The sequence below is a fragment of the Cryobacterium sp. RTC2.1 genome, assembly GCF_035018685.1.
Taxonomy (GTDB): Bacteria; Actinomycetota; Actinomycetes; order Actinomycetales; family Microbacteriaceae; genus Cryobacterium; species Cryobacterium glucosi.
The window spans coordinates 1-2,402 of record NZ_JASJXJ010000258.1 but is presented as its reverse complement, the minus strand read 5'-3'; the positions used below and the strand labels follow the sequence as shown (position 1 = coordinate 2,402).

The following is a 2,402-nucleotide window of genomic DNA, read 5'->3' as shown; positions in this document are numbered from 1 at the left end:
CCGGACGAGGTCCGCACCCTGACCCAGATCGCGGCCGATGTGCTCACCGACGTCCTGATCAGTGGGGTCACCCCGGATGGACTGGGCAAAGGGGTGACCGCGCAGGTCAACGTCACCGTTCCGGTGCTGACCTTGTTGGGGAAGAGCGAGGAGCCCGGGTATCTGACCGGGTACGGACCCATCGACCCCGACACCGCGAGGCGTCTCGCCGCCGGGGCGCCGAGCTTCACCCGGCTCCTCACCCACCCGGAAACCGGCGTCGTGCTCTCGATGGGACGCGACACCTACAAACCGCCCGCGGCTTTGAAGAAGTGGCTCGAGGTACGGGATGAAACCTGCACCTTCCCCGGCTGCCGCCGCTCCGCCAAACGATCAGACCTCGATCACAGTGTGGAGTGGCAACACGGCGGGGAGACCGACGCGATGAACCTCGCCCATCTCTGCCCGTATCACCACGCGGTCAAGAGCTACACCCGGTGGACGCCCAGGCACCTCGGCGACGGTCGCATCGAATGGACCTCCCCCGCCGGGTACAGCTACATCGTCGAACCCTCCGCCGACATGAGACCACCCCGGAAACCCAAACCCGAACCGAAACCACCGGTCCCGATCGTTGACGTCTGGAACCTTGACCCCGCACCCGACGACCCCGACGACCCGACACCGTTCTAGAACGGACCTGGGCCGACGCCGTCTAGGGACGGCGACGGCGCCGACTGCGGATGAGGTACTCGGCGACCGTCAGGTTCAGGACCCAGGCGGCACCCATCAGGACCGCGCGGGAGGGCTCGTCCTGCGCCCCGAAAAGGATCGCCCCCGGGATCAGCAGCAGCGCCTGCGTGCCTGCGGCGACGGCTATCGCGTAGGCCCGAGTCATCCACTCGCCGTGCCTGACGAAATCGCGGCGCAGGATCGCGCGGATACCGAGAACGAGGCTCACGGCCATCGCCGATCCGAAGAAGAGCCGAATCACGCCGAGGGCGATGCCGTCACCCGGCGGGTGCGGGTAGAGCACCACCATCCACAGGCCGGACAGCGCGGAGAGCAGGCCGGCGGGGATGAGGATGACTCCCGCGATGCGGTGCCACCTGCTCGCCCGGCGCCGCAGGGCGGGAACGAACTGGAAGGCGCCGAGGAGGCAGAAGACGGTCACGCTGACGATGTGCGTGACGACGGGCATGGGGGAGTCGAGGAACCGGACGTTGTGCTCGGTGGCGGTGGAGCCCCCTGTCAGCTCGGTGAGGCGCGCAGCCCCGGCGAGAATCGGGATGAGGCTCAGCAGGATCAGTCCGGCCGGTGCGAGCCATTGCGGCCGCGGAGTTCGCGTGCGTGCCCGGGTGCGATCAGCGCGAGGAACCGCGGCAGCCGGCCTGTCCTGCGTTGCACCGTCTTGTGTCGGCCTGTCCCGTGTCGCCTTGTCCCGTGTCGACGTGTCTCGAGTGATCTTGTGGTTCGTCACCGGTCACTCCTTGTCAGGACGTTGACCGAGATCAACGTGGCTCCGAGGTCTGCGACCCGTCTCAGTAGCCCGTGCAGGGCGGCCTGGTCCACGACCGGGCCGGTGAGGGTCGTTGTCCCGTCGTTCGCCTCGGTCAGCCGGAAGCCGTCGAACCAGTCGGTCCAACAGGCATCCAGCTGCCCCTGAAGCCGGATCTCGTAGGTGTCGAGTTCACCGCGCCCGAGGGGCGCCACGTGTCCGTTTTTCATGTCATTCCTCCTCGGTGGTCCGGCGAATCCGGGTCAGACCGTCGGCGTCGTGTCGAGCCGTGCAGGGTTGACCGCCGCGGGCGCCGTCGTTGTGCGCAGGTTCGACCACAGGGAGTATCGGAGCCAGATCAGGGCCAGGCCCATGGGGATGGCGGCCATCCGTTCGAGGGTGTGCGGGAGCAGTGCGCCCGCGATGGGCGTCACGGCCGCTGCGACGATCAGAAGGATGCCGGCCCCGCGTGACAGGACACGGGCCCGGAGGATGGAAATGCCGAACAGCAGGGCGCCGACGACGTAGAGCAGACCGCCGACCTGGGGGAGCGCCGCGAGGGGGCCGAGGTCGTTCACGGCCGGGTAGCGGCCGAACAGTCCGACGATGTCCACGGCGAGCTGGGGGGCTGCGGTCGCGACCAGGGGCGCGATGAGGGCTTCGGTGAAGTTGAAGGATGCCTGCAGGATGAAGAAGAATCCGAACATCAGGTAGGCGATCAGGCCGAGCAGCCCGAACTTCTGCACCTGCCGCAGGTAGATTCCGGTGAGACCGATCATGGCCAGAACGGCCATGCCGAAGCTGAGGACGTGCACCGTGATCCACATCTGAGTGGAGAGCGAGGCGACCACGTCGGCCGGGTGGATGAACTGGATGATGATGTAGCTGTCTCTTATACACATCTCCGAGCCCACGAGACGGACTC

The 2,402-nt window shown here is 67.3% G+C and carries 4 protein-coding genes; 1 reads left to right on the top strand and 3 read right to left on the bottom strand.

Annotated elements, in window-relative coordinates; all coding sequences use genetic code 11:
• Window positions 1-672 (top strand): HNH endonuclease signature motif containing protein (locus tag QN357_RS18595; protein ID WP_323505351.1); only part of this gene is annotated, 672 nt, incomplete at its 5' end.
• Between the two features lie 22 nt (window positions 673-694).
• Here QN357_RS18595 and QN357_RS18590 read toward each other — a convergent pair.
• The 3 genes from QN357_RS18590 to QN357_RS18580 form a co-directional block, all read right to left on the bottom strand.
• A complete protein-coding gene (locus tag QN357_RS18590) occupies window positions 695-1,459 on the bottom strand; it encodes a DUF2306 domain-containing protein (protein ID WP_322136199.1) in 765 nt (254 codons plus the stop codon).
• The gene (locus QN357_RS18585) at window positions 1,456-1,707 is read right to left on the bottom strand and encodes a hypothetical protein (protein ID WP_134449509.1); all 252 of its coding nucleotides are present in this window, start codon (window positions 1,705-1,707) and stop codon (window positions 1,456-1,458) included. The genes QN357_RS18590 and QN357_RS18585 overlap by 4 nt, the downstream gene beginning before the upstream one ends.
• Window positions 1,708-1,740: 33 nt before the next feature.
• The coding region (locus tag QN357_RS18580) for a hypothetical protein (protein WP_323505350.1) at window positions 1,741-2,402 on the bottom strand (662 nt) is incomplete at its 5' end.

Coding starts and splice junctions, on each gene's coding strand:
- QN357_RS18585 (WP_134449509.1), bottom strand. CDS start 1,707: ATGAAAAACGGACACGTGGCGCCCCTCGGGCGCGGTGAACTCGACACC.